Origin of the sequence: Paenibacillus sp. FSL R10-2796, from assembly GCF_037965315.1 — a bacterium.
GTDB classification, from domain to species: Bacteria; Bacillota; Bacilli; order Paenibacillales; family Paenibacillaceae; genus Paenibacillus_AQ; species Paenibacillus_AQ odorifer.
This window is the reverse complement of record NZ_CP150178.1, coordinates 4164019-4188109: the sequence shown is the minus strand read 5'-3', so window position 1 is coordinate 4188109 and position 24091 is coordinate 4164019. Positions and strand designations below refer to the sequence as shown.

16 protein-coding genes are annotated in these 24091 nt (G+C 43.0%); 7 read left to right on the top strand and 9 right to left on the bottom strand.

What is annotated here, in order from left to right:
* Positions 1 to 12: 12 nt before the first annotated feature.
* On the top strand, positions 13 to 1512 hold the full coding sequence (locus NST58_RS18950; RefSeq protein WP_339243819.1) for an arylsulfatase: 1500 nt from the start codon (positions 13 to 15) through the stop codon (positions 1510 to 1512).
* A gap of 72 nt (positions 1513 to 1584) precedes the next feature.
* On the opposite strand, the gene NST58_RS18945 is transcribed toward NST58_RS18950, so the two are convergent.
* Positions 1585 to 3039: a sulfatase-like hydrolase/transferase gene (locus NST58_RS18945; RefSeq protein ID WP_339243817.1), complete on the bottom strand. Its 1455-nt coding sequence runs from the start codon at positions 3037 to 3039 to the stop codon at positions 1585 to 1587.
* A gap of 154 nt (positions 3040 to 3193) precedes the next feature.
* Here NST58_RS18945 and NST58_RS18940 point away from each other — a divergent pair, with 154 nt between their 5' ends.
* Both NST58_RS18940 and NST58_RS18935 read left to right on the top strand, forming a co-directional pair.
* Entirely contained in the window at positions 3194 to 4939 is a 1746-nt protein-coding gene (locus tag NST58_RS18940; protein ID WP_339243814.1) for a beta-galactosidase family protein, read from the top strand.
* A gap of 131 nt (positions 4940 to 5070) precedes the next feature.
* Positions 5071 to 5460: a hypothetical protein gene (locus NST58_RS18935; protein ID WP_076141900.1), complete on the top strand. Its 390-nt coding sequence runs from the start codon at positions 5071 to 5073 to the stop codon at positions 5458 to 5460.
* A gap of 84 nt (positions 5461 to 5544) precedes the next feature.
* Here the strand turns inward: NST58_RS18935 and NST58_RS18930 are convergent, their stop codons facing one another.
* Complete coding sequence (locus tag NST58_RS18930) at positions 5545 to 6570, bottom strand: serine hydrolase (RefSeq protein WP_339243810.1); 1026 nt, start codon at positions 6568 to 6570, stop codon at positions 5545 to 5547.
* Between the two features lie 13 nt (positions 6571 to 6583).
* The gene (locus NST58_RS18925; protein WP_076281665.1) at positions 6584 to 7414 is read right to left on the bottom strand and encodes a MerR family transcriptional regulator; all 831 of its coding nucleotides are present in this window, start codon (positions 7412 to 7414) and stop codon (positions 6584 to 6586) included.
* Between the two features lie 173 nt (positions 7415 to 7587).
* Here NST58_RS18925 and NST58_RS18920 point away from each other — a divergent pair, with 173 nt between their 5' ends.
* Both NST58_RS18920 and NST58_RS18915 read left to right on the top strand, forming a co-directional pair.
* Entirely contained in the window at positions 7588 to 8112 is a 525-nt protein-coding gene (locus NST58_RS18920; protein WP_339243807.1) for a sigma-70 family RNA polymerase sigma factor, read from the top strand.
* Entirely contained in the window at positions 8109 to 9275 is a 1167-nt protein-coding gene (locus tag NST58_RS18915) for a hypothetical protein (RefSeq protein WP_339243805.1), read from the top strand. Before NST58_RS18920 ends, NST58_RS18915 begins: the two co-directional genes overlap by 4 nt.
* Positions 9276 to 9522: 247 nt before the next feature.
* On the opposite strand, the gene NST58_RS18910 is transcribed toward NST58_RS18915, so the two are convergent.
* Positions 9523 to 11439: a right-handed parallel beta-helix repeat-containing protein gene (locus NST58_RS18910; protein ID WP_339243802.1), complete on the bottom strand. Its 1917-nt coding sequence runs from the start codon at positions 11437 to 11439 to the stop codon at positions 9523 to 9525.
* 120 nt (positions 11440 to 11559) lie between these two features.
* Between NST58_RS18910 and NST58_RS18905 the strand changes: the two genes are divergently transcribed.
* The gene (locus NST58_RS18905; protein ID WP_076194929.1) at positions 11560 to 12339 is read left to right on the top strand and encodes a helix-turn-helix domain-containing protein; all 780 of its coding nucleotides are present in this window, start codon (positions 11560 to 11562) and stop codon (positions 12337 to 12339) included.
* Between the two features lie 75 nt (positions 12340 to 12414).
* Here NST58_RS18905 and NST58_RS18900 read toward each other — a convergent pair whose 3' ends face one another.
* The 5 genes from NST58_RS18900 to NST58_RS18880 form a co-directional block, all read right to left on the bottom strand.
* Entirely contained in the window at positions 12415 to 18258 is a 5844-nt protein-coding gene (locus NST58_RS18900; RefSeq protein WP_339243800.1) for a bacterial Ig-like domain-containing protein, read from the bottom strand.
* Positions 18259 to 19768: 1510 nt separating this feature from the next.
* Positions 19769 to 20776, bottom strand: a complete 1008-nt coding sequence (locus NST58_RS18895; protein WP_076216168.1) for an alpha/beta hydrolase — start codon at positions 20774 to 20776, stop codon at positions 19769 to 19771.
* Positions 20760 to 21437 (bottom strand): GNAT family N-acetyltransferase, encoded by a 678-nt coding sequence (locus NST58_RS18890; RefSeq protein WP_339187396.1) that lies wholly within the window; start codon positions 21435 to 21437, stop codon positions 20760 to 20762. Before NST58_RS18890 ends, NST58_RS18895 begins: the two co-directional genes overlap by 17 nt.
* Entirely contained in the window at positions 21434 to 22222 is a 789-nt protein-coding gene (locus tag NST58_RS18885; protein ID WP_076305730.1) for a MerR family transcriptional regulator, read from the bottom strand. Before NST58_RS18885 ends, NST58_RS18890 begins: the two co-directional genes overlap by 4 nt.
* A gap of 476 nt (positions 22223 to 22698) precedes the next feature.
* A complete protein-coding gene (locus tag NST58_RS18880; RefSeq protein ID WP_076182320.1) occupies positions 22699 to 23346 on the bottom strand; it encodes a transcriptional regulator in 648 nt (215 codons plus the stop codon).
* Positions 23347 to 23561: 215 nt separating this feature from the next.
* On the opposite strand from NST58_RS18880, the gene NST58_RS18875 reads away from it, so the two are divergent.
* Positions 23562 to 23792: a hypothetical protein gene (locus NST58_RS18875; RefSeq protein ID WP_248548775.1), complete on the top strand. Its 231-nt coding sequence runs from the start codon at positions 23562 to 23564 to the stop codon at positions 23790 to 23792.
* Positions 23793 to 24091: the final 299 nt, after the last annotated feature.

The following is a 24091-nucleotide window of genomic DNA, read 5'->3' as shown; positions in this document are numbered from 1 at the left end:
GGGGGTGAGGTTATGATTGATACTAATCTGGACAATCAAAAGGGCACAAAGCAGCCTAACCTTCTGCTTATCACCGTAGATCAGATGCGTTTTGATTGCCTGAGCATTATGGGACATCCCGTCGTTGAGACACCCAACCTGGACGCTCTGGCATCAAGGGGGATCTTATTTGAGCACGCGTATTCGGCTACCCCCAGTTGTATTCCCGCCAGGGCTGCTATCATGACAGGAATGAGGCAAAGATCACATGGCCGGGTTGGTTATCAGGATAAGGTTGAATGGAATTACGCCCATACGATTGCCGGCGAGCTTGCTCAAGCTGGTTATCATACGCAGTGTGTTGGCAAGATGCATGTGTATCCTGCACGTAATCTATGTGGATTCCATAATGTTGTGCTTCATGATGGATATCTTCACTACAATCGGGATAAGAACCAAACGTTCCATGATGAACACTATGATCAAGTGGACGATTATTTGCAGTGGCTGCGAAGACAAACTGATACCAATTCGGATATCACTGACTTAGGCCTCGATTGCAACGCCTCAACGGTTGCCCGCCCCTGGCACTTGCCGGAAGCGATGCATCCAACGAATTGGTGCGTAACCGAGTCGCTAGACTTTTTGCGAAGAAGAGATCCTGGGAAACCATTTTTCCTATGGTCTTCCTTCGTTCGCCCGCATTCCCCCTTGGATCCGCCACAATGTTATCTAGATATGTACAAGGACTTGGAATTTCCTGATCCTCCAATCGGAGACTGGGTGGACGAGAGTGCGGCCTTAAACGCAGCTAAGGATCCAACTTCTTCGTTCACTAATTTGCCAAAGCGCAGATTGGATCGTGCCCGTGCCGCGTATTACGCGCTAATTACGCATCTTGACGACCAAATTGGGAGGTTGATCAATGGGCTGCAGGAGTATGGAGTTTTAAATGAAACTTTGATTCTATTTACTTCTGATCATGGTGAAATGATGGGGGATCACCATTACTTCCGCAAATCTCTTCCTTATGAGGGAAGTGCTAAGATTCCCTTCATAGTGTTTGATCCGGGAGAAACGCTTGGACTTCTTGCCGGCTCCCGGCTTGATTCCATTGTAGAGCTTCGTGATATTATGCCCACATTTCTTGAAGCTGCTGGCGTCCAAATACCATTTACAGTAGAAGGGCAAAGTGTGTTGCCGCTGTGCAGGGGAGATCAGACATTATGGCGATCTTATATTCATGGGGAACAAGCCTATGGAGAAAAGTCCCACCACTTCTTAACGGATGGAAGAGAGAAATTTATTTGGTATTCTCAGACAGGGGAAGAGCAGTATTTTGATTTAGCGGCAGACCCCTCTGAGAAGATTAATGCGATAGGCTGTATTGATAAATTCGAGCGCATAAAAGAATGGAGAGAGCGTCTTATTCACGAGCTGGAGGGACGAGAGGAAGGGTTTGTAAACAACGGTGAATGGATTGCCGGACGCCCAATTTCTCATATTCTAAAGGCATCCCAATTGGGGGAATAATCATAACTTAGGGCAACCTGAACTTTCAGGTTGCCCTAAGTCTGTTAAGGATAGAAAGAAAGGTTAGTGAATTTACCAGCTACTCCGGCGTTCAGGCAAAGGGTCCTGATCTTGAATCATTCGATGGACGAGCAATTCAACCATCGAATGGCGAATATCACTATAATCGGGATCTTCAAAACGATTGGAGTTCTCATGAGAATCCTCTTTCAAATCATACAATTCACCGTAGGTCTCACCTGCGAAGATTATCAGCTTATAGCGTGTTGTACGCAAACACTTAGCGTTAATGCCGCGATCATGAGCAATATAAGCGGTTAGGGCAGAATTACGCACATGGGACTTTCTTCCAGCCAGCACCTCCATCTGTGACACACCTTGAATTCCGTAGGAAGTTTTGAGACCTGCGGCTGCAAGCAGTGTGGGGACAATATCAACATGTTCCATCAAAGCAGGGACCCGTTGCCCGGAAGCAATCCCAGGACCGCGTACGATCATCGGGATTCGTGTTAACCCTTCATAAAACCACGGCCCTTTGTAAATCAGCCCATGGTCACCGAGCAGTTCTCCGTGGTCGCTGGTGAAGAGGATGACTACATCATCGTACATATCTTTTTGACGCCAAGCTTTTATAATACGTCCGATCTGCTCGTCAATGAAGGTAATCATCGCATAATAATTTCGGGTGAGCCGTTTCATATGCGCTTCATCAAGAGAATGCTCCTCACCGCCACCAGGCCAATATCCTCCCTGACTCTGACGCAGCAGATGTGGAGGACGAAGATGCACGTCGTCTGCTTCGCTGGCTGGAGATGGAATGTCAGTGTCAGCGTACATATCCGCATAAGCTTTTGGAGGGTCAAAGGGGTGATGTGGATCGACGAAACTGGTCCATAAAAATAGCGGTTGTTCGGTTTTGTGAGAGAGGATCACATCGATGCTCCGTTCAGCAATCCAGTATGACTGGTGTAGCTCTGGAGGGATTTCGCTCTCCCACACATCGTTTTGAGCATTAGAAGCTCTGTAACGGTCCTTGCTGAAACGTTCTGCCGCTTCAGGGTTGCGCTCTCTAAGCCACTCCATATATTCCCCGATACAATTGTCTTCCGTAATATGATGTTCATCAAATCCGTAGTACGTTCCATCGGAAGCTCTTCCGCGGTCACGATAAGCAGGCTCTTCATATTCTTGTGAAAAGTCCCCCTTCATCTGAGGGCGGAAATGCATCTTTCCTATACCGATGGTTTTATAATCCGCTTTCTTTAAATGATCGCATAAGGTAAGTTCGTCTTCTCTGAGTGTGGTACCGATGTTCCAGGCACCGTGAACATGCGGATACCTGCCTGTAAAAATGGAAGAACGTGAAGGCGTGCAAACAGGACTAGCGCAGTAAGCACCAGTGAAGAGTGTGCCTTCCGAAGCAAGCTTGTCAAGCTCAGGTGTCAGTACGGAAGCGTTTTCGATACCTAGTGCGTCCGCACGCATTTGATCTGTGGTAATTAACCAAATATGAGTTCTTTTTGACATCCGTAACAACCCCCTATGAATATAGTGTATAGCATCACAAAAGCCTCTAGCAACCAATGAATTCTCCATATATTTCATTAGAATCGTCCATATGGGTTGATATTTTTATTACCTATAATTAAATAGTCTATCTCAATGTTGGAGGAAAAATTATATGCGGAAGTTATCCATATCAGGGGATCATTTTACATTAGACGAACAACCCATCCGGTTGCTTTCTGGTGCGCTTCATTATTTCCGGATCGTTCCGGAATATTGGCAGGATCGTTTGCTGAAGCTGAAGGCTTGTGGATTGAATACTGTTGAAACCTATATTCCTTGGAATTTACACGAACCAGAAGAGGGGAGCTTCAATTTTGCTGGATTTGCTGACATCGAGGCTTTCGTTAGACTTGCTGGAGAGCTTGGTTTGCACGTGATTTTGCGGCCAAGTCCTTATATTTGTGCGGAATGGGAATTCGGTGGATTGCCAGCTTGGTTACTTGCGGACAATAACATACAGCTGCGTTGTAATGATAACGTCTATTTATCTAAGTTGGATGCCTATTTCGATGAGTTGCTTCCACGTCTGCGGCCTTTGTTAAGCACTAACGGTGGGCCTGTGCTTGCTCTTCAGGTAGAGAACGAATATGGAAGCTTTGGTAGTGATAAGACTTACCTGAATGATCTAAAAGCAGGAATGATCGCCCGCGGCATGGACGTTCTGCTGTTTACTTCAGATGGAGCTGAAGATCATATGCTCCAAGGGGGTATGATTGACGGAGTGTTCGCCACCGTGAATTTCGGTTCACGGGCAAAGGAAGCCTTTGCTAAACTACGTGAATATCAGCCTACGGGACCGTTGATGTGTATGGAATTCTGGAATGGATGGTTTGACCACTGGATGAAACCGCATAATACACGCCCCGAATCTGAAGTAGCGGAGACTTTGGATGAAATGCTGGCTTTAGGAGCCTCTGTTAACTTCTATATGTTCCATGGGGGGACGAATTTTGGATTTATGAATGGGGCAAATCTTTTTGACAAATATGAGCCCATCGTAACCAGCTACGATTATGATACGCTGCTGGACGAATCCGGCAAGCCAACTGCAAAATTCTATGCAGCTCGAACAATAATTGAGAAATACGTAACGTTGCCGCCCCTGGAATTACCGCCGTTAATAAAGTCACAAGCTTATGGTAAAGTGTTGATGACAGAAGCAGCACCACTGTTCACTCAGTTAGACGTTTTGTCTCACCCAGTACATAGAGCATGTCCCGAGCCAATGGAGAAACTGAATCAGAATTATGGGTTCATTTTGTATTCGACGAAGATCAGTGGACCCCGCAGCAGTACGGAGCTCTTCCTTCAAGAAGTACGTGATCGTGCGCTTGTATTCGCGAATGGGGCCTTTGTCGGTACAGTTGAACGCTGGGATCCGCGAGGAATTCCATTAGAGGTTCCAACGGAGGGACTGCAGATCGACATCCTTGTGGAGAATATGGGGCGTGTAAATTATGGCCCGCTGCTTCGTGATCCAAAAGGCATAACCTGTGGCGTTAGACTCGGCTATCAATTCCTGCATGATTGGACGATTCGTTCTTTGCCTTTAACCCATCTTAAGGGATTATCATTCACACCGATAGATTGCGAGCAACGTCAGCAGCCCACTTTTTACCGGGGGAGCTTTCAAGTCAGTAAGCCTGAGGATACTTTTTTGCAGCTGGATGGATGGAGTAAAGGTCAGGTTTTTATAAACGGCTTTAATTTAGGGCGCTACTGGGAGCAAGGTCCCACTAAAACACTGTACTTACCAGCGCCGCTTCTGCGTCAAGGTGATAACGAGCTAATCTTATTCGAACTACATGGCGTAATGGAGCCAGTGGTTACTTTTGTGGATACACCGGAGCTCACATGATATTTAACGGGTGAGGAAGTATCATGATTCTATAGTATGGGTCTGATGATTTTTAATATATAATCAAAACAGCCCAACAATTTATAGGAACTGAAAATGCACGATTAGGGTAGGTTAGAGGAGGATTTTAAATGAGCTATGATTTGATGGCATTCGAGACGTCTAAAGCACCGCAAGAGAGAGCAGCGTTTATGGAGTGGTATGAACAGCAAGTGCAGTGGTCGGAAGACCATGCCTATAATGATCCATCAGTTTTATCGGAGGCGTTGCAACGCTTTTATAGTGAGTTGTCTGAGCAATTTCCTAATATGAATGTAGAGGACGAGATTTTTGAGGCGATGGAGGAAGCCGGAACGGATAACCGGTTGACTGACTACTCACTTGGCTCATCCGTCATCTATGCAGCTTTCGCTTATTCTGTAGCTGAGGAAGCTTATATGGCGATGCGGGAGTTGGCTATAAAATACAAAGTAGGATTTTTTGATGTAAGCAGCAACGAAGGCGATATTATTTTTCCTTGAAGCAAAATGATTTAGAGTGTAGACAGCTGGTTGCTCTACTAGTTGTTAATAAAGTAGTGGCAACCAGCATGTTTTCTATCTTCTTTACTCTACAACAGACGGAATAATACAATCCTTAATCAGAGGCCACCGGTCACGAGGCTGAAGTGTGAATTCTGAGGCGATGGCTACGACAAGTTTTTTTTCTGGAATGCAGCAAATGACATTACCACCATCACCTAACGCTGAGTAGGTGTAAACCCCGTCTTCTTCGCGTAGCCACCACAAGTAACCGTAATGATTAGGGTTCATCGCTGTTGATTTCTCAATCCATGTCTCCGAAATGATCTGATTATTCTCCCATTGTCCATGGTTCAAATATAATAAACCAAAACGCGCCATATCGCGTGGAGACAACGTAAGTCCCCAACCTCCTGTGGTGATACGATTGGGGTCTTCCACCCACCCCTTCACCTTAACCCCAAACAAATCATCGAACCCAAATGAGCTCATCTCATAATCCGGGATTTCATTCATTCCGATAGGTTTAAATAAACGTTCGTTGGCGAACTCACGGGCACTTTGTCTAGTGCTGCGCGTGATGATGGCAGAAAGCAGATGTGCTCCAGCGGTAGAATATTTGAAATCCCCAATTGTTCCTTGTTGGCCTAGCATATCCAGCGTATATTTTACCCAGTCAGGCTGCATACACATTTGCTCCAGCGGTTCGTGCCAATCTGCAAAAGCATAAGGTGCGGTCATCGTCAGGAGATGGCGTAAGGTGATTTCTTGTTTTTGCGGATCTTGAGCAGCGTTTGGAACATAGTCCGGGAAAAACTCCAGTACCTTTTGATCTGCATTGTTAATAAAGCCAGCCTCTATGGCAATGCCTATGAGCGCGGATATGATACTTTTTGTTACAGAGGCCACATGATGTGTGTCATTCGGGCTAGCGCCATTATAATATTTTTCATAAGCAATAGTTCCATTTCTTACCACAACAATCCCGTTGATATTGCTATACTCGGATTTGATCCTTGATTCTAGCTCTGAAAGCATATTAGCATCCATTCCTAAGTTTGCGGGGGCTGAGATTTGCCAATCTGAAGTTGGATAATTGTTTTTGAGCATGAAAGTTACTCCTTTATGAATTTTTTTTCTTTACTGGAAAATAGACCTCGGTAACCAGATCCTCAGGCACAGCAACCTGTGTCGGGTCCGTTAAGTAGATTTCATAAGGTGAGTTCACCCATTCATAACCTTCATTTTCTATCCATTCTCTCAGCTGAGCATAGACCGAGGTCAATTCTGAATAGGCGCCTTTAAGAACAGATCTCGCACAAAGAGCATCAGGCAAATCTCTTGTACCTTTTACACCCTCTTTTATGGGGAGAGCAAACTCTGTATCATTTCCGGCTGGATTATATTCATGGCTGTGATATATCGTTATTGGCGTACCGAGCAAAGTGAGTTTTTCCGTGGCGATTTTTTCATATAGCCTGCTAAAATAATGTCCATAACCTAACGCATAGTCATCACTGCTCAACATCTGACGCATAAAAAGAATATTCATAGGCTGAGTTTCAACAAGCTCTACTTTTATCTCATTCAGGTAAGACATCATGGGAATACCTTTCTCCAGATTTAAAACATCACTATTGATTTGTTGTAAGGTGTATTCATAAGCGCTTATTTTCTCCTGTATTTCTTTTTTCTTGAGATTAAGGGCTGAGTAGAGCTTCTCTTCTGAATGATTCTGTTCCCCTTGTAAAATGTCTTTGATTTCTTCCAGCGAGAAACAATAACCTTTCAGACGATTGATAAAAAGCATTTTTTTAAGTTGTTTAATGGAGTAATACCTATAACCGTTCTCAGGGTTAATCTCATCGGGATGAATTAATCCGATCTCATCATAATATCGAAGCGTCTTCGTAGAAACTTCGCATATCTTCGAGAATTCTCCAATCGACAGCAAAAAGTCATCTCCTTTTTTCGTTTTAATTAAGCTTCCAAGCCAAAACATCGATGTTTGGTTCTAGCTCTACTTAACACCTTACCCTAAGGTCAAAGTCAACAGCAAAATAGTGAACCGATTCTAAGGTTACGACAATATATAGGTGAATGGCCATTCAGAAAGGAGTAGCCTACTTGGAAATTGAAGAGTTGAGTGACCTAATAAAATTACATGGCAAAGCAATTTACGCATTTTGTTTTACGCTTGCGGGGAATAGGGTGGATACTGACGATCTCTATCAGGAGACTTTTTTAAAAGCTATGGAAATGCGGCATAAAATGGACCTGAACCAAAATCCGAAAGCGTTCCTTATCTCGATTGCTATCTCATTACGCAAAAACAAACGCAGAAAATGGGCATGGCGGCAAAGAATTGCACCTACAGCAGATTATAATGAAGCGGTCGATCTGGCGTGTACTTCCGATGGAGAGGTTATGCCAGAGGATGCATTGCTGTCCCAGGAGCTTCGGCACATGATTCATGCTGCCGCAGACCGGCTGAATGAGAAACTGAAAATACCGCTCTATCTGTACTATACCGCAGAAATGACCGTTGATGAGATTGCTTCAGCGCTAAGGATTCCACCGGGCACAGTTAAAAGCAGACTTTTCCAAGCCCGCAAGGTGATGAAAAAGATTTTGGAGGTTGAATCCCAATGAATAACTCCGAAAAGTTGGATCAACTGCTAAAGCAAGCGCTAGCTTCTACAGCAGAGCCGACAGAGGAATTAAACGAAAGAATCATCCAACAGTTTAAGGAGACTAAACCAATGAAACCAGCCTATAAAAAAAGAGTTTCGATTGGACTAATGGTTGCTATATTCACGCTTGTAATGTCTTTAACGGCTTATGCAGCTACACAGCTATTTAGCCCCAAGCAGATTGCTGAGCATCTGGGCCAGCAACTGCTGGCAAAAGCATTCGAAAGCAGGGATGCTGTTGAAATCAACCAATCGGTTATATCTGGTGATTATAACGTGACGTTGAATGGAATAGTCTCGGGGGAAGGTCTTTCAGAACTGAGTAAGTCTGATCAGAATATTAACCCAAACAGAACCTATGCCGTTGTATCCATCGCCAGAATAGACGGTGGCCCCATGCCTGCTACAAGTGAACCGGAGTATGGCCAGGATCCATTCTTTGTGTCACCGCTTATAAAGGGACTAAAACCATGGCAGGTTAATATCACAACAATGAATGGTGGCTATAGCGAGGCTGTTATAGATGGAATTATGTACCGGCTGATTGAATGTGATGGAGTGGAGATGTTCGCTGACCGAGGGGTATATCTAGCTGTCAGTAATGGTAGTTCTTTTTTCAGCAAAGATGCGTTTGCTTATAATGAAAGTACAGGGGAAATTAGCGCTAATAACGATTACAAGGGAACCGCTATTCTATTTGAACTTCCGCTGGACCCAACCAAAGCTGACCCTGTCAAAGCTGAGAGCTATTTACAGGAGCTGTTGAAAGAACCCTCTGCCGACAGCAAAGTTGATTCAGCGGTTTCAACAGATGCAGCTGCCTCTATTGATGATGATGAGAAGGAACTAATTAAAAAAATAGAGGACATGAAGAAAAAAATCTCCACCGGCACGATTATCTCTGAATCTGTAAAGGAAGTGCGTGTTGATGAACAAGGGGCTTTCAATTATGAATACGATAACTGGAGTGTTAAGCTTTTTGTCCAAAATATGTTTGAGGAAGGGCAAATCGGTTACTCGGATTCCGTAAGCTTCAGTGCGGACGATAAAGAAACTAGGGCACTTCAATTTTCCAGAGATGAAAAGGGTGTAATCACGGGCAGGATTATTATTTTGAATTAGAGTATCATTCAGATAACTTTTCACAAGACTTATCTATATTCGTTTTATTTATCGTCCATGACCTTCAGATCAATTCTTTGATCGGTCAGTAAAGAATTTAACGAAGAATTTAAAGCAGGAGAGATTGTTGAATATCAAATCATAATAGAACAAAACGAAGTATCTATTCAAAAGATTAAGGCCAATAAGTAGCAGACTCAATGATTGCAATGAAAAAAGCAGGTGGACTAGCCACCTGCTTTACCGATCACCACACTTTAATATAATTTTTGCCCTTATTCAAAAGTGTAAGAGGTCCTAAAGTGCTTTTATTCTCTTTCTTGTTATCCAGAAAATCTGTATCCAGAATTATATTGCTGCCATCCGGATTCTCAAACTCGGCATCCACGATGCGCACCCGCGGCAAAGTCTCAGTTGAATGTACCTCACCTAAGAAGTTAACGAAGCTTTCAGGCAGAGCAATGGAAAGGAATCCCTCATCTCCTTGATCTACAATAAAGAAGTCTGGATCAAAGCTTTCTTCAACCAGCTTTACATTCTCTCTTTCGAAAGGCTCTGCACTGTTTAAGTAAGCGTTGTTATTAATGAACATAGGCTGTTCAACGAGTTCAAACTCCTCAAGATCACCGTGTAACTTATGGACATTCTCGATATACTCCGCCAAAGAGGTGGTGTAGTTATTGAAATGTGATGTGCCCACGCCTGTCCATCCGTCTTTTCCAACAATGATATTGTTATAGAACCGATCGTCCCCACCATAAATAAGTGAGAAACCGGCAATTTTTGTACTATGCGGAAGATGATATTGCGTGGACCGGTTTAGTACCTTTCGATGAACCATCCTGCCGCCGATCAGATTGTTGATATAGGCCCCACCTTGGGCTACATTCTCTAAAGCATGTTTAGCTGTCAAGATATTATGGTCAACAATGTAAGGGCCATGGCTTACTTCTATAAACAAATCCCGATGATTTTGATAGAACAGATTTTTGCTGATTCTTGTCCCTTGGGTCTGCCAATCCAGCCATAAACCTAAAGTACAATCGTGAATCCGGTTATGGTGGATGTGAGTATCGATCGGTGCGTGAAGCTTGATCCCCGCAATTTCGTGGCCCCAGAATTCCCGTTTTGTCGCAATGTTGTAAATATGGTTATGATGAATTTCGCTGAAAATACAACCTAAGTGGCCGACGATGGCATTTTGGCCGCAATCATAAATGGTATTATGGCGGATAAGATGTGAACCGATCGATTCTTTGCTCCAGCCCTGTCGCTCAGCAGTAAAGACGGATTCAAGCTGATATTGATATCCGGGTTTGTCTTTTCGAAGGGTGCGGTAATTATGGCCTGTGGAAGCTTCTTTGCCGATACTGATAGCGCTGCATTTGGCATCGTGAATGATATTATTTTCAATAATCCAGCCTTTGCTCCAGTTAGTGCCCAGCAGTCCGGGCTGGTCTGCCGTTGGAGGTGCCCAAGGTGTTGCCGCATGCGCCATTTCAAAACCTTTTACAGTAATATAATCAATTCCGGTTTCTTCAGGGTAGAAACAAGATCTGCGTACATTGATTTCTACCAGTTCTTTGTTCGGGTTGGCACCTTGGAAATTAGCGTAAATCGTGGTGTGGTCAGGGCTTACTTCGGCAAACCAAACGTAGGTCGTCTGTTTTGGATTTTGGACCGGAACCATCTCTTGTGTCCAGAGATCCTTGAACTCCAGCTTTTCGACAGGAGCTGCCAGTTGATCATACTGACTGACCTCATAAAAAGACATGCCATTTAGATATACATCCCCTAAGTGTCTTGTCTCCTCTATAGTGACGAGCCAATCGCCAGACACTTCCTCAACATACGGATTAAAGCTGCCAAAAAACGTGTTCGGCAAGATCACTTTCCATATTTGGTTCTCAACCTGCTGCCAATCTTGTATATGCTCAGAGCCTTTTATGACAACCTGTTCGTCTTCAGCGGCTTGATAAATAATTCTTCTTTGTTCGCTTAATCCTTTGTATCTCGGTTTTACCCACTCACGATATATCCCTTCATGAACGATAACCTTATCCCCAGCCACAGCTACTGAAGCCGCTTTATTGATGGTTAAAAAGGGATTATGTTGAGTGCCTTGACCTTGATCTGAACCAGTTTTTGATACGTGATATTCCATTGTCCTATAACCTCCGCTTGGTTGACTTTATCCAATATTATAGGAATTAACGTTGTTAGTTCTATACTTTATATAGTACACTTTAAGACAAAATTAGTGTTTTCGTGAAGGAGAATCTACTTGTGGCCCTTTTTTGAAAAACATGGTGTCGGCGAAAAAGATTACTTTAAACTCATTCCATTGAAAAACTATCATTTTCCACTTCATTTTCATCGGGCATTTGAGATTATTTATGTCAAAGACGGGCAGTTATCTATCACCATTGATGGGAAAAGCTATCAGGTACAGAAAAATGATCTGGTTTTTATTTTTCCTAATCAGATGCATGAATTTGAGACGATTGATTTTTCGGAGATTATGGTAATCCTCTTCTCCACAGAATTGATAGGTGATTTTCACATGAATTATAAAAGCTTTATACCAAATGATAATGTTCTCCATGCTGTGAATGAACCTGATTGTACAAAGCTGGATTCAATTTATAGCCAGAAAAGTTTCCTGTATGGTGTATGCGCGCAGTTGATCTGTCAGACATCATTTGCTCCGGTCAAACAGTCCCCGCAAACAAAGGTGCTCTATAAAATCCTGCTTTTTGTAGAACAAAATTATTCTGCCGATTGCACATTAAAAGCTGTAGCAAAACATCTGCAATATGATTACCCGTATTTATCAAAGCTATTTGTCCAGCTGATGAAAATGCCCTTCACAGATTACTTGAATCACTATCGGATCTCACAAGCATGTTATATATTAAAAAACTCGAATCTGACTATTGGTGAAGTTGCCAACCTTTGCGGCTATAGTAACTTACGGTCATTTCATCGGAATTTCCAGAAAATCACCCATCAATCGCCGAAAGGGTATCGGGTTTCCAATCCTCCTGATAAGGAAATGAACTAGAAGACTTAAAGGGGGGAGGGAAGAGGATAAAAAGAACTCCAAAACCACGAGTATAGTGGTCTTGGAGTTCTTTTTTTATTTTTGCATCATAATTCTGTAAATCAGCATGGCGGCTTCGGCACGTGTGGAATGGGCAGTTGGTGTAAGCTGCTGCTGAGAGTCTCCTTTAATGAGACCTGCTGATACCAGCGTTGCAATATCATTTGCCGCATAATTAGAAATTTGATTATGGTCGGTGTAGCTGTCTAATGCAGAGGGGGAGGAAGAGGTCGTATTCGATTCCCATACCTCAGCAGCCTTCAATGCCCTAGCTGCCATAACAAACATTTCTTGTCTGGAGATGGAGTCATGAGGGTGGTAAAGGCCGTCGGTTTGGCCCGTAACGACCCCTAATTTCTGAGCTGTCATAAGTCCCTCATAAAAATAATCGTTAGGTGACACATCAGCAAAGCTATTTCCTTCTGCTGCAGATAGACCTAAAGCTCTAACCAATAAAAGTGCGAAATCTGCACGTGTAACAGTCTGGTCGGGCCTAAACTCTGTTTCTGTTACACCATTAATGACACCTTTTGATGTTAGTACTTCTACAATAAACTTCGCCCAATGAGAATCAGATATGTCCCTGAACGTTTTGTGATTGTAAACGGCGGCGTATTGTCCAGATAAATTTGTTGTTGAGAAAATAGCTTGCTTCTTATCTGAATCATAATTCCCGCCTACTACCGGTTGGATGACTCCGTGCTCATTGACGTTCCACACTACAATAAAGGCGTTGTTCAATGGAGGTACAGCTGCTGGATAAGGAAGCCCAATTTGTATGGCCGAATTTAAACTCTCTAATTGAACTGTTGTACCATCCAAAAGTAACTCGTAATCAATAAGCAAACTTTCACCCAATTGCTTCTTTAAACTTCCTGTTGTATCGACAGGCTTGAGGAGCAAGGTAACCGTCTTCACATTGTCCAGTGTCTTCGCCGGGAATAGATTATCCGGAAGTACAAAGGTAGCTAGTGATGTATTGATCTCCAGCTGCAATGTGGATGCTCCAACAAGAAATGCTGCAGCAGGGAGAGTGACTTCAAATGAGCCAACATTTGACGATTGTTCCTCTGCGAGCTGAATTCTTAGGATTTTGTGGCCTGCGGAATTAGGTTTGGCTAAAGCCATAATCTTTTGTAAGGAAGATTCAGTCAATATTGCGCTAGCTTTTTCTCCATTCATAGTAGTAGGTATCTCAATCCTTACGCTACCGTCCAAATGGAGTATAGTAGTGGCCGAATCTCCAACCGATGATCCGGAACTGCCTGAGCTCGCGGCAGCCGTCGGACTTGGAGAAGCGGTCGGACTCGGAGAAACAGTCGGACTCGGTGAGGCCGTCGGACTTGGAGAAGCCGTTGGGCTCGGAGAAACAGTCGGACTCGGAGAAGCCGTCGGACTTGGAGAAGCCGTCGGACTTGGAGAAGCGGTCGGACTCGGAGAAGCCGTCGGACTTGGTTCCGGTCCATCCAAAGGAATGAACTTCAAGAAATCGCCCCAGATTATATTCCCGTCAGCATCCCGAGAGTAATTGACTACAGGATTTAAGCTGACAAAGTTAGAATCGCTCAGTTCTAAACCTGATTTATTCGCCGATCGCGTACCGTCAAACATGAAATTATTGTCCGCAGCTAAAGAAGCTGGATATTGGTCTTTTGCAATGTTGGCAGTTCGGTAAGATAAGAAACCGTCAATCGTAAAGTCTGCAGTAATGTGATCATAAGTGGTGAAGCTTATATTACCACGCGTATTGTTAAATCCGATGTTGTTGATGGCGATCACACCTGGATTACTATTGCTTGTAAAACCATAAGCGCCATTACCAAAGGCGATGGAATCGCGGATGGTATGTGTGACATGAATGCCTTCGCCACCAAGCTTGAAGCCATTTTTATCACCGGCACCTATGGTTCCGTCTGTTAAGAACCCATTGTTGAAGGCGGCGCTGTGCTCAATCAGCACTGAACCTATTGCACCTGAGCCTGCTTTCGTATATAAGTCCCAGCCATCGTCGATATTGTTATGCGCCAGACAACCTCTAAAAATATTACCAACACCCGCAGTCAATTTTGCCGCAAAGCCATCGGCATTATTGTCGGATGGATCACGGTTGTCGAAGGAGGTACTGTTGAGAATTAAGTTGTAGGAAGGCCATTCATTGATTTCTATCGCGGTACCATCAGTTCGGCTGATTTGTAGACCAGTGTCACCATTCGCATAGAAACGGCTATTTTCAACGATGTTATAATTGCCTCCCACTGTAAAGCCCTTGGTATTCCCAGCTGAGCGAGTGAAATCAAGTCCCTTCACATGCCAATAGTTTCCGCTCAAGAGAACACCTTCTGTTTTTTTGTCAAAATCAAAGATAGGTCTTGCTCCTGGTGCTGCTTCTATATACTTTTTGGCGGAGGCTTTGCCATCATTGTACTTTTTAATCTCAAGTGGTGATTTCCGCACATAACGACCCTCAAGCACAATAATATGCTGACCTGGTTTAACGAAATCAATCGCAGTATCGATATCAAGTGGGAGATTGATTGTTCCATCTCCGGAGCTTGATCCGGTGGGGGATACGTAGATATCATCATCTTCGTTATAACTTTTTAGGGTGACGGTAAAGTTGCTGATGATCTTCTCATAAGAGGTCAAATACTGAGTATCATCTGGTAAAAAAGTAATGCTGAAGTTCGTATCTCCTTGATCAAGAAGTCTCGTGGGAATAGAAAGACGTTTACCAGCTATTGCCTCGATATCCTGAGCGATGATCGTAGAACCTTGCTTCAACGTCACCGTTCCGTTGACATTAGAGCGCACAATCATTTGGTAAGCTGGATCTGAGGTTTTACTTAGTGAAAGTATATTTAAGCTAGGTGTGACGGGAGTCGCAGGTGGTTCTATTTTAGGAGAATCTGTAGCTGCTGAAGTGACTGTTAATTGAATATTGCTTACATTAATTGTGGCTAAACGAGCAGCATAGAATCCGACATACATTTTTGAATCCTGTACGCTTAGAATGTCTGGTGTGAAATGAATAGCTTGTTGGCCATTATTGAGCTGTCCTGTAAAACCACTATTCGTCTTTGCTAAGGTTAAATGGTAAGGTGCTGCTGGAACAGTATTGGCAGGTGCAGGACGTTCTTTTTGAAGCATGATGGTTTGAATCCCTTTACTGCCAGTCCCATCCGTTTTTTCAACTCCCGTACGGACAAAAAGCTGTGTGCCCAGATCGCTTTTCGTCCCGCCGCTATAACCACCGATGGCAGCTATATTGGATGCAAAGACGCTAGAATTTCCTTGTGTGCCGATGACGTCACGTGCCATAATGCCAAAAGATTCTTGCCCGTCATATGGATTTTTTGCAAAAGCCAACACTTGGATATCCGCAGACAGCACGAAATTATCTTCCGCAGCATCTAGCTCGGTGTAATAGAAGGTAATGCCGTCATGATCTTCGGTGACTTTACCGCCGCCTTCCAAAGCGATCAGTTGGGCGGATCCATCCTCGTTGACAATCGTCTGATTGTTAGCAGCTGAAGTGGACTGACCGAATTGAATGCTTTTCCAAACGGGTTCCATCTTTTCTTTTACTGTAACGGAATACGTAATGGGCATAATAGAAGAATCGGTAGGGAGTATGCCAATTTCATACACTCCAGCTGCCTGATTGTTGAACTTGGAAGTGTCGAGCGTATAGCTGTTTAGCTTCTCTCTATCTGAATTATCATACACTTTGGATACGAAGAGATCTTTGCTGTCAAAGTTTTCGTTAATAAAAAAGGTAGTTTTAGGATAGCTGGTGACTTCGATGCCAAGTAGTTTTTTAACGTTGACCTTAACTTGAAAAGAGGTTGTTAAGCCTTTATGCGTAATTGTGATTTTTTTATCCCCAGATGTCGTGGTGTCGAGAAGAGAGACCTTGTATTCATTGTTCAACAGCCGAATCTGTGTACCATCACTGTAATGAGCATAAACCACAAGTCCTTCTAGTTTGAGGGAGTCACCGATATAGTAGAGTGTTTGTTTAGGTTCATTTCGAATTTCTAAAGCGGATAACGTCGCTGCTTTTACTTCCACGTTAAAGGTCGTTGTGATTGCCGGCGCCTCTGTTGAAGTAACGGATACCGCTGTGGAGCCTGATTGCGTAAATAGATACGGTAATAAATCGCTGACCGGTTGTCCGTTAATGGAGAGGGAATAAAGATCACTGGTCAGTTCTTTGGTCAGGAAGCCGTCGTTATAATTGGCAACAAGAACAAGACCTTCTGGATCGAAGGTATCCCCTGGGTAATATACGGTTTTAGCTGGATAATACTTCACTGATAATGAGGTCATAGATAATGGAACGATTTGCAAAGGAATGCTCACGAAAGCACCGTTGTAGTTAATGGTTATGATATTTTCTCCAACCTTGCTGCTATCAAAGCCTGTAACAATATAATCCGTAGAAGATAAAACTGCCTCGCTCTCATCAGAAAAAATAGCCTTAACGACTAATCCAGTCAAATCAAGGGGTTCACCAACCAGATAAGTGGTTTTCGTCATTGCGCTCGTATCAGCGGTTAAGCTGGTTACGATTTTGGATTCAAGCTGGATGTCTATGTCACTGAAAGTAACAGTTGCATCTCTAGCTACATAAATTCCGGCAAAAAGAGTATCTGTGAACGTATCGTCCAGTGTTATGATTTCGGTCTGATCACCCACACTTAATCGATAAGTATCTCCTGATTTTTTAATACTTAGCGAATATACAGCTCCTGCGGACGGAGCCTGGATATCGCTAAAAGGATTTAACTTCACTTGGGTGTCTTTTTTATAAAAACCTTTCATTACCTGATCCAAAGCACCCACCGCCGCATAGTTAGAAGTGGTTGTGCTTGTATCTCCGTTCGTCCCAATACTGTCGCGGAGCATAAGACCGAAGGATTTCTGGTTAGGTGTGCTGACAGTGCTATTGCTATTAAAAGCAATCACTGAAGCGGTCGCTTTCAGTTCAAAGTTCGCTTCCACAGGAATCTCTTTCGAATAAAAAGATAATCCCTCATCGCTGCTGGAGATTTTGCCGCCGTAAGTCGTCATCGTTACAGAGGTTGGACTTTCAATTATAGGTTCGGGGTTCTTTGCTGGGCTAGTATTGCCTCCGAAGGCGCTGAAGCCCCAAGGTCCTAGCTCGATTTGACCTTCTTGACTGAATTGAATATTTTGGAACGTAACCGTAGTATTTCTAGCAGTATAAAGGCCCGCATATTGAATGGAGCCGTCAAAGCTTTCGATCGTTTTGGTTTCATTGCCGATGCGGACAATATACAGATTTCCGGTCTTTTTGATGCTTAATTCGTAATTCCCTCCTTGGGCAGGGCGATTGGCGTTATCAAACACGTACCCAAGTTTCTGTAGGCTTGTATTTTGCAATTTATGAAACGCTTTCATTTCTTGATCCAAAGCACCCAAGGCGACATAATCTCCAGAGTAGGCTCCGAATTGGTTATCCCACACATTGCCGCGCAGCATTATTCCGAAGGAAACTTGGTTATTGGCTGTCCAAGCATCCACGTGAGCCGTTGCCTTCAATTCAAAATTAACACTTGGATCAACTTCTTTAAAGTAATAAGCGATACCTTCCGTGCTGCCCGATACTTTACCTCTGTCGTTCGAGCTTCGCAGTGTTGCTGATCCATCCGTGTTCTCCGTAATGCTAAAGTTGGCCGCAGTAATCTTGTCTTGCCCCCCAACATCACCAAATACGCTGCCTTGCCATTCACTTTGAATGTTAATCATTCCTTCATAAGGATCTGGTGCTTCCTCTGCAAACATCGATAACGGAAAAGAGGAACACAAAAGCAGGAAGGTTACGAGCATGGCTAACAAACGTTGTTGTTTTCTCAATGATTAAAACCTCTCCTTATATGATCGATTTTGACCAAAGCTAAGCTTGATCATCCGAAATTATACGTTATCACTAAAGCGTACAGCTATAATCAATACGCCATATAACGCTGTTTATGCAGCAGGAGAGGGAGAATCTGAGTTAATGACACCCGGTTTATGCCTTTGCTTCTGCTACTTACGTGGAGTTTTCGGAGTCTGTTGCTGGTGGTTAGTACGCTGGCGTGGTGGTTACGGGCGCCGAAGCTGCCGATAAGTATGCTCGCAGTAGAAGTCCGCGACCGTTTGAACAATAATTACATACTCGGTTGTCGTTAGTGAACCTAAGCTGCCGGAAAGAACGCTTGCAGTGGAAGTCCGCGACCGTTTGAGCAAAAATTACGCCCGCGATTGTCGTTACGGACCGTAGTGCAGCTATTTCAGCTAATTCGCTCATTTTCCCTGAGTTTCGGACTGCATAGCTCTTAATGAGCTGAAAAAGTGGATCAGAGCAGTGTTTTTGAGTAAATAGCTGCGTATGAGTCCGATAGTGCGGAGAAATCGAAGATTATTGGCAAATAAGAGCTATACGGTCCGAACGTATGGAGTGCATTGGTGATAGACCTAGGTATTCTATAAGATACGTAGATTCTGAGGAAATCATAGCCAATACGCGGGCTTGTGCTGTTGTTAAGTACTTTCCGCGTGGTGGTTACGGACCGTAACGCAGCTATTTCAGCTAATTCGCTCATTTTCCCTGAGTTTCGGACTGCATAGCTCTTAATGAGCAGAAAAAGTGGATCAGAGCAGTGTTTTTGAGTAAATAGCTACAACTGAGTCCGATAGCGTGGCGAAAACGAGGAAATTCAGCAAATAAGGACTATACGGTCCGAACGTATGGAGTGCATTCGTGATAGTTGCAGGTATTCTGTAAAATGCTTAGTTTCTGGAAAAATCAAATCTTTTACATGGGCTTGTGCTGTTGTTAAGTACTTTCCGTGTGGTGGTTACGGACCGTAACGCAGCTATTTCAGCTAATTCGCTCATTTTCCCTGAGTTTCGGACTGCATAGCTCTTAATGAGCAGAAAAAGTGGATCAGAGCAGTGTTTTTGAGTAAATAGCTACAACTGAGTCCGATAGCGTGGCGAAAACGAGGAAATTCAGCAAATAAGGGCTGTACGGTCCGAACGTATAGAGTGCATTGGTGATAGTCGTAGGTATTTCTGATAAGAAGCGTAGATTCTGGGGAATCAAAGCCTTTACACGGGCTTGTGCTGTTGTTAAGTACTTTCCGCGTGGTGGTTACGGACCGTAGTGCAGCTATTTCAGCTAATTCGCTCATTTTTCCTGAGTTTCGGACTGCATAGCTCTTAATGAGCTAAAAAAGTGGATCTGAGGAGTGTTTTTGAGTAAATAGCTGCGTCTGAGTCCGATAGCGTGGTGAAATCGAAGATAATTGGCAAATAAGAGCTGTACGGTCCGAACATAGGGAGTTCAGCTGGCGAGAGTGCATAATGGATGGCAAACAGATTAAAACTGGCTTACAAAGTGAACCAAATCATCTAAATATGGCTCAACAACAATATGTCGTGGAAAAAAGACAGCGGTCAAATATGTTCTTAATGGTGATGAGGCATTCTTTTTTGAGAGCATAGAGTGATCAGCATCAGGAATATAGAAGACTGAAAGCAGATTTTCAGGAATTTTTTCACGGTAAACACGTTCGGTTTCCTCAACATCTACATTTATATCTTGCCCGCCAAGAACTAAATGGACAGGCGTAGTGAAGTTTTTTAAATCCCCGCTCGCATCAGACTGATAATTTTTAGCGAAAAACCCCCATTTTTCTTTGGAAATTAAATCGTCCGATTGTGCAATTCGCAAGTACTTTTCATACGACGCCTGTTCTTTAAGTAGCAGTAGGATTTGCGCGTTATAATCTTCTCTCTTTTTTATCTCCTGTTCTGAAAAACCTTCTAAAATCATCTCTTGTCTGGTATTGTATTGTCCTTGAGAAATCCATTGAATGGCGGGGGATACAAGAATACTGAAGGCGAGATCAGGCACTTTTTTAACAATCTTAGGAATCACCCAGCCCGCCTGACTTGCTCCCCACAAACCAATAGCTTGAGCATCAATCATAGGTAAGGATTTAGCCCAGTTAATCGCATAAATAGTTTCTTGCGCTCTATCCTCCATGCTTTGTTCTAGCCAGTTCCCTGAGGAACCCCCAATACCCGGTTTGTTAAGAGATAAGGAAGCATATCCGGCAGAGGCGAGCTTTTCCCACAAAGGTTTATATCCATCATCGTAAGTATCATTAACTGGGCCATCCCCATGAACAAAAACTACCAGTCCGACGGTTCCAGAGTAACTTTCAGGCAGAACTAAGGTTCCTGTTAGTTGACCTTGAGGCGTATCTATTTCAATTTTTTGCTCAGTCATTGAAAAAGAATGTTGCTGTAGTACGAACAGGACCGCTGCAATCAACAACGAAATGGTAATCATCCAGACAGTTAGCTTAATTTTCTTTTTCATTCATTGATCCCCCAGATTGTAGCGATGTTTTTCTTATCATGTAATGCCAAACAGGCTCTTTAAAAAGTAAATGTCTTACCGCGCTATAGTCAGATTTATGGATCTCAAAGTTCAACTGCTGGTACATATTAATGGCACGTTTATTCTTGTTAGCAACATGTAGCGTTAATTTTTCAATTTCAGAATGACTGTTTACAAAATCTTCCGCCCAACCCAGCAACTCTTTGCCAATTCCCTTATTACGGTGACTGGACCGAACAGCCAAATGAGCCACATAACACTCTTTTGCTCTAGGTTGATAATCCAAAAAATATAACCCAAGGATTAACTTACAAACATTTAAGTATCCAAATTTCTTGAATAGCTGCAAAAAGGGAGCCCGATTCAGTGGTTTAATTGATCCTTTTTTAAGGGAGATTGTATCCTGCCATTTTAAGTAGATAGTGCCAACCACTTCTCCGTTTTCATAAGCGATTATTTGTTTAGATGATAAGGAAGAAGAATCTTGTTCCCAAAGTCTTATAAGTAGATCAGCAATTTCATTGTCCTCGAGAGAGAGGAGAGAGTGAAATTTCCCGTGAAATGCATCTACCAAAAGCCTGCTTACAGCCTCACGATCTTGTTCCTGGTAATGGGCGATGATAACCTCGTTTGTACTCATTTAGTGGTATCATCTAAGGCATGCTCGATTTGAATTTGAAGCTCATAATGAAGCTTGTCGTTGTTAAACATGGATAGGTACGATTTCTCCAAAATGATGATTGGTCCCAATACCATGTAGTGATGCCCATTTAAAAAGTGTTCCAGCTTGGCAATCTCATGATCTACATCCTGATCGTCTGTTACAAAAAATGCTTTATAGAGATAACACCCTTTTTCTAAAACAATGTCAGGGGCGGGAGTGGTTTCAATGGTTTCAAAGCATAAGGTTACTTGTTCAGAATCGTATACATAATGCAAATCTGTTTCAAATAAATGATGGTATTGCGGTCTTTTTTCATATAAACTTCGTGCAGTTATTGTTTCGTTATCCTCTAGCACCAACCACTTTTTCAGATAACGATTGTCCACATGTTTAATTTGATAATCCCCCTTCATGTTGCCATAATCTGCATGCTCTTTTAGTACCTTTTGTATAAATTGTTGCAGCATTATTAATTGGTTTATTTCTGAGTTGATTTTGTTTAACGATTTCTCTAACAGCAGTTGGTAGTCATTCGTTGCGGATTTATTCATACTTTGGTTAATGGTGCTGACAGGGATGTTTAATTTGCGGAGCAACAGGATATGTGCCAATTGATAGATCTCATCGATGCCGTACATCCGGTACTGATTATTGTCTATATAGGATGGAAACAGGATTTCTTTTTCTTCAAAATATCGAATCTGGTGGATAGATACATTCATAAGTTTTGATAGTTCGCCAATTGTAAGGTACGGATTCAAGGGCGGTGCTCCTAACTGTAAGTTATTTGATAAAATAACTATAAACCTTAGGTCAGACCTAAGGTCAAGTGTTGATTAAAATACGGACTAAGCAGAGCACTTTTTTTCTAAATAATGATTAGTAATAGTAATGGGTGGTATTGAAAAAGACTTAGATTTTGGAAGGACAATGCGGGGGTGCAACGGATTAGATTCAGGATCATTTTTTTGTATGAGCCTTGCTGGTATGACCCTAGAGTTGCCATTACGGACCGTAATGCAGCTATTTTAGCTAATTCGCTCATTTTCCGTGAGTTTCGGACTGCATAGCTCTTAATGAGCTGAAGAATTGGGTCAGAGCAGGGTTTTTGAGTAAATAGCTGCAACTGAGTCCGATAGCGTGGCGAAAACGAAGATAATTGGGAAATAAGAGCTATACGGTCCGAACGTAACTTTGTTAATCAAACCATACTAATCAAAACAAACTAATCAAGTCATCACATTCTAAGCTGATAGGTTCGATTGCGTACTTTTCCACCGACGATCTCTAGTAGCTGCTGTTCAACTAACTCATGTAAAACACGTCGGGCATGGCGATTAGTGACTCTAAGATGGTGGGTGAGCTCTACAGGTGTGAACGGACGCAGAAGACGTCTTGCGAAACGAAGTGTTTCAGCTTCTAACCAAGTTAATGAAGAGGGCGCGTCTGAAGCCATGAATTTGCCGATGAATGCGAGTACTAGTTGTTGACATAGCTGAGGCTCGTCCGTGATTGAGGGATAGGCGATGGATAGGAAGGTCCAACCGTCTAGCGATAATAAGGAATGGCGTCTACATAAATCTTTGAATCGTCGTACATCAAGATCTCTAGCATGCGGACCGTAGCCTTGAATCTCAATTCCACCCTTTGCTCCACCTGGCATATAGGCCAGATCAAGATAACGATAACCATTGTTGAAATCGCGCACTTCCCATTCGGGGAACAAGTAGTTGAAGTTTCCTACAGCAGGAAACCATACGGCACGCAGAAATTCGACTGTTCCATAGCCCAACCCTTTTGCAAGAAGCTCCTGTCTGCGGGGATTGTTCTCCTTATCCAAGTTGATCTGTAACCATTCCTCTAGTTGCTGTTCGAATCTGGACATTTTGTATATCCTCCTTAAGTAATTTTTTGAAAAAAGAAAAAGCCGCTCCCATACAATTCCTCCTGAGCTTAACCCAGGATAGAGATTGTATAAAAGCGGCGTGTTCTTCACGTCCTATAGTTGCTATTATAACGAGTGCTGGGGATTTCTTCAATGAGTTACTGTGTATAAAGATGACGAATTCTAGTAGGTTTTAAAGGAAGGAAGCTAGCAGGGTGAACGAGCTGAATTTGCTGAAGTTAATAGTTACTCTAAAAGCGGATTCTTCCCCCGCGCGGCCGCATGGCTTTTCTAGGACGATCATCATATGCTTACTGATCCGCAAAAATGGATTACGTGCTCTGCGCAATATCATTATTCATTTTCGAACGTTGCGGACCGTATTGCAGCTATTCGTACATTTTCGCTCGTATTCCAAAAGTTACGGACTGCATAGCTCTTATTAGCTGCAAATCGACTCAAAATTGGGCAGTTATGTGCGAATAGTTGCAACTGAGTCCGATAGCGTGTCAAAACCCTCGTTTTTCAACAAATAAGGTCTTTTGAGTCCGCAAACGCGCGGTGTAAGTATTCAGAGTTCCCAACGACGTCAGAATTGTCTATCTAGTCCAAGATGTCAGATATCATTGTTTTCATGTCTTCCATGTCACCAAAGTCATGTAACTCCGGGATGAACGGACCGTATTGCAGCTATTCGTACATTTTCGCTCGTATTCCAAAAGTTACGGACTGCATAGCTCTTATT